This is a genomic window from bacterium (assembly GCA_030654305.1).
Lineage (GTDB): Bacteria > Krumholzibacteriota > Krumholzibacteriia > LZORAL124-64-63 > LZORAL124-64-63 > PNOJ01.
This window is the reverse complement of the sequence record JAURXS010000379.1, coordinates 1-4,556: the sequence shown is the minus strand read 5'-3', so window position 1 is coordinate 4,556 and position 4,556 is coordinate 1. Positions and strand designations below refer to the sequence as shown.

General features: G+C 70.2%; 5 protein-coding genes. 4 read left to right on the top strand and 1 reads right to left on the bottom strand.

Going from position 1 to position 4,556, the window contains the following annotated elements; all coding sequences use genetic code 11:
- The 4 genes from Q7W29_10905 to Q7W29_10890 all read left to right on the top strand — a co-directional run.
- A partial coding sequence (locus tag Q7W29_10905; GenBank protein MDO9172325.1) for a chorismate synthase occupies nucleotides 1-464 on the top strand: 464 nt, incomplete at its 5' end.
- On the top strand, nucleotides 461-1,756 hold the full coding sequence (tyrS, locus tag Q7W29_10900; protein ID MDO9172324.1) for a tyrosine--tRNA ligase: 1,296 nt from the start codon (nucleotides 461-463) through the stop codon (nucleotides 1,754-1,756). The genes Q7W29_10905 and tyrS, both read left to right, overlap by 4 nt.
- A 2-nt stretch (nucleotides 1,757-1,758) precedes the next feature.
- A complete protein-coding gene (locus tag Q7W29_10895) occupies nucleotides 1,759-2,199 on the top strand; it encodes a hypothetical protein (protein MDO9172323.1) in 441 nt (146 codons plus the stop codon).
- A 64-nt stretch (nucleotides 2,200-2,263) separates the two neighbouring features.
- Entirely contained in the window at nucleotides 2,264-2,746 is a 483-nt protein-coding gene (locus Q7W29_10890; GenBank protein MDO9172322.1) for a hypothetical protein, read from the top strand.
- A gap of 77 nt (nucleotides 2,747-2,823) precedes the next feature.
- Here the strand turns inward: Q7W29_10890 and Q7W29_10885 are convergent, their stop codons facing one another.
- Nucleotides 2,824-4,524 carry an Ig-like domain-containing protein gene (locus Q7W29_10885; protein ID MDO9172321.1) on the bottom strand — a complete coding sequence of 567 codons (1,701 nt, stop codon included), beginning with the start codon at nucleotides 4,522-4,524 and terminating at the stop codon, nucleotides 2,824-2,826.
- Nucleotides 4,525-4,556: the final 32 nt, after the last annotated feature.

The window sequence follows — 4,556 nt, the reverse complement described above, 5'->3', positions numbered from 1 at the left end:
CCGACCGCCGCCTGGACGCCCGGCTGGCCGGCGCGCTGGCCGGGATCCCGAGCGTGAAGGCCGCCGAGATCGGCGACGGCGCGGCGGTCGCCGCCCGCGACGGCCGCTCGGCCCACGACGAGCTGTTCCCCGACGGCCGGGGCGGCGCGCGGCGCGAGACCAACCGCGCCGGCGGCCTCGAGGGCGGCGTCACCAACGGCGAGCCGGTGCGGGTGCGGGCCTACGTCAAGCCGATCTCCACCCAGCGCGAGGGCCTGCGGAGCGTCGATGTGCGCACGGGCAAGGCCCGGCGCGCCACCTGGGTGCGTTCCGACACCTGCGTGGTGGCGGCCGCCGGGGTGGTGGCCGAGGCGGTCGTGGCCTGGGAGCTGGCCTGCGAACTCGCGGCGGTGCTGGGCGACGTCCCGCTGCCGGAACTGAAAACCCGATTACGCGCGCTGCGCGACCGACAGGAACGGTCATGACTCCTACGACTCGGCCCCCTACGATCCAGCCCCCCACGCCCCTGCCCCGCGGCGATTTCCTGCCCGTGCTCAAGGAGCGCGGCTTCTTCAAGCAGTGCACCGACGAGGCCGCCCTGACGGAGCTGCTGGCCGGGGAGAAGGTCACCGGCTACATCGGCTTCGACCCCACGGCCGACTCGCTGCACATCGGGTCGCTGCTGCAGATCATGCTGCTGGTCCACCTGCAGCGCCACGGGCACCGGCCCATCGCCATCGCCGGCGGCGGTACGGCCCTGGTCGGGGACCCCTCGGGCAAGACCGAGCTGCGCAAGCTGCTGACCCTCGAGGACATCGAGGCCAACCTGAAGGGCATCAAGGCCCAGATCGCGCACTTCGTGCGTTTCGGCGACGGTCCTGAAGACGGTCTGCTGCTGAACAACGCCGACTGGCTGGTGGGCTGGAGCTACCTGGACTTCCTGCGCGAGGTCGGCCGCCATTTCAGCGTCAACGTCATGCTGTCGCGCGAGTCGGTGAAGCAGCGCCTGGAGACCGGCCTGAGCTTCATCGAGTTCAACTACATGATCCTGCAGGCCTACGACTTCATGGTCCTGAACCGCGACCACGGCTGCCGCCTGCAGATGGGCGGCGACGACCAGTGGGGCAACGTCGTCTCGGGCGTGGACCTGACGCGGCGCATGAACCGCCAGGAGGTCTTCGGGCTGACCTCGCCGCTGATCACCACCGCGACGGGCGCCAAGATGGGCAAGACCGCCGCCGGCGCCGTGTGGCTGGACGAGCGCCGCACCAGCTCCTACGACTTCCACCAGTACTGGATCAACGTCGACGACCGCGACGTCGCCCGCTTCCTGGGCCTCTACACGCTGCTGCCGATGGACGAGGTGCGCCGCCTCGGCGCGCTGCAGGGGGCCGACTTGCGCGAGGCCAAGCGCGTGCTGGCCTTCGAGGCGACCCGCACGCTGCACGGCGAAGCGGCGGCGCAGGCGGCCGAGCGGGCGGCCGCGACCCTCTTCGGCGGCGGCGACGACGGCAACGTCGCCGACGTCCCTTCGAGCCGCCGTCCGCTCACGGACCTCGACGGCGACGGCCTGCCGCTGATCGACGCGCTCGCCGACGCGGGGCTCGCCGCCAGCAAGGGCGAAGCCCGACGGCTGATCCGGCAGGGCGGCATCCGGGTCAACGGCGAGGCGGTCGCCGACGAGATGCGCGCGCTGACCGCCGCCGACGTGCGCGACGGCCGCATCGCCCTGCAGGCCGGCAAGAAGCGCCACCACCACATCCTGTTCGGAGCGTGAGCATGTCGGAGCTGTTGCGCCGCCTCAACCCCGCCGTCCCCCGCCGCGCGCTGCCGCTGTTCGCCGGCGTGCTGTGGGGGATGGTCGCCCTGATGCTGATGACCAGGGCGACGATCTGGCTGCTGGGCGCGCAGCCGCTGCCGGGCTTGGCCGCCGCCGCGGCCGGGGTCCTGATGGCCGCCCTGCTGATCCCGCGGGCCTTCCGGCCTCTGGTCGCCAAGAACCTGCGGCGCCTGGCCGACCGCCCCGACCCGGCCTGCGTGTTCTCGGCCTTCGCCTGGCGCAGCTGGGCCATGGTCACGGTCATGTCCGTCGGCGGGGTGCTGCTGCGGCAGTCCGGCCTGCCGCGCCTGCTGCTGGCGACGCCCTACCTGGGCATGGGGCTCTGCCTCGGGGCGGGGTCGCTGATCTACCTCCGACGCGGCTCCCTGCCGAACCCGTAACAATCGATTGCCCGATCCGCCGCCGCGGGCGTATCTTCAGGACACGCCCAGGATTGAGGTAGCCGTGTACTCTCCCGAGACGCTGATCGCCGCCTATGCCGACGAGGACCGGCGACTGCAAGAGGTCGTCCGGCAGTACCCCGTGGCCAAACGGGGCGACGCGCTGCGCAGCGAAGGCCTCAGCCTGATCCAGACGCTGGGTCACCTGGCGTTCTGGGATGTCTACGCCGTCCGCTTCTACGGGGCCCGCATCGAGGACCGCGCCGTCCCGCCCCTGACCTTCGCGGAGTTCGAATCGCGCAACCGGCACGAGCTGCAGCGCCTGTACGGCCTGCCGTTCGAGCAGGTCCGCGAAGCCTACCTGGCCGCCACGCGTGACCTGCTCGCCTTCCTGCACCGCCACTGGGACGACCTGGACGAGCAGGAGCAGACCAACTTCACGATCCCCCTGAAGCACCGCCGCCACCACCGGCACCTGCTGCAGGAGCACCTGCAGGCGCTGCCGCTGCCTGAGACCGCCGCCGCGGCGGCCGAACGCGCGGGCTGACCTGCGGGATCCCGTTCCCACGACGACGAAGGGCGCCCCCGAGGGGGCGCCCTTCCTTCATGAGGCGATGACGGAGGTCAGCGGCTCGGGAAGTCCGCCTCAAACCCCGACCAGATCAGGGATTTGTCGGCGTGGTAGATCCGGTCTCCCTGATCCTCGTGGTTGATCTCGCGCACGAGGCCGGTGCCCGGGGCGTACCAGAGGGTGTCGTTGCCGGCGCTGAAGACGGTCTCGCCGTCGCCCATCTCGTAGTGCAGGGCGACCTTGCGGCAGCCGAGCCAGGTGATCGGCGGCCCGTCGCTCTGCTTGCTCGGCTGGTTGCCGTACGGGAGCTCGAACGTGCCGGCCAGCACCGCGACCGTGTAGTCGACCTGGGAACTGTCGTCGATCGCCGCCGTCCCCGACCAGGACGAGGTCACCACCGGCAGCCGCAGCCAGTCGATCGGCGGGGTGAAGGTGACGTCCGACGGCTCCATGTCGCGCATCTCGTGGAACCCGAGGAACTGGACGGCCGAGGACGTGAGCTTCATGCGGTCGTACTCCGTCATCTCGGGGAAGTCCTTCGAGGGGTCGGACTGGTAGTAGCTGTTGTGCCACAGCCAGAACTCGCCGCCGGTCTTGACCTCGCAGAGCTGGAGTTCCTCGACGCTGCCGAAGTTCGTGGGGTTCGTCTCCTGGTAGTAGCCCTGGTAGTACTGGGCCCAGCCGTCGATCACGGGCACGAACTGCGCCGTGCCGGCGACGGTCGCCTGCCATTCGAAGCCGTCGTCGTTGACGTTGCCGTTGACGTCGGCGAAGGAGACGAACTCCACCCTGAAGATCGAGCCGGGGATCAGGGGCGTGCGCAGGCCGACGGTGATGACGGTGTAGTTCTCGGACCACACGCCGGGCTGATCCGTGCTGGTGAACGCGGTCATCAGCTGCCCGCTGATCATGGCGGGGTTGAGCGAGTTGTCGTCGATGGGCTCGCTGAACGTCATGCGGAAGAAGGAGACGTCGGTGCCGATGCTCGTGCCGTCGGCGGGCTCGATCGAGATCAGCTGCGGCGGCGTGAGGTCGGCGTTCGTGCCGGTGGTGAAGGAGAAGCTCGCCGCGGTGGTCAGCGGCGTGCCTTCCCCGCTCTCGGCGGCCGTGCTGACCGCGACGGTGATCAGCGTGGAGGCCGGCAGGTCGTCGGTGAAGGTCAGGACGCACTCCGAGTCCGACTCGAGCATGTCCAGCGTGTAGGCGTGGGCGACCTTGTCCGGGGACGTCACGGTGATCGCCCCGGGCAGCGTGCCGGCGTCCATGTCCTGCGAGAACTGCAGCCAGACCGTGGTGTTGATGGGCACGCCCACGGCGTCGTCGTCGGGCGTGGTGTTCAGCAGCAGGACCTCGTCCGTCCAGGTCCAGAAGTTCCAGGCGAAGGCCGTCGCCAGCGCGTTGCCGGCTTCGTCGGTCAGGCCGACGGTCGCCGTCGCGGTGATCTCGGTGCCTTCGGGCCAATCGGTGTGCGACACGACGAGCGTGCGCGCGTCGGTCCAGTCGGTGTCGGTGACCGTGCAGCCGGACAGGGTCACGCTGCCATCGGCCGAGGCGGGATCCATGTCCTCGTTGAACACGATGACCAGTTCCTCGTCCAGGGACACGTCATCGTCGTCCTGGGACGGGTTCACGCTGACGACCAGGGGAGCGGTGGTGTCCGTCGCCGGATCGGTCGGGTCGTCGTCGCTGCAGGAAGCGAGGGCGAGCGCCAACCCGAGAAGCAGGGCCAGCAGGATGAAACGTCGGCTCGACATGATTCCTCCTTGAAACGCGGGGGCGGCCTCCC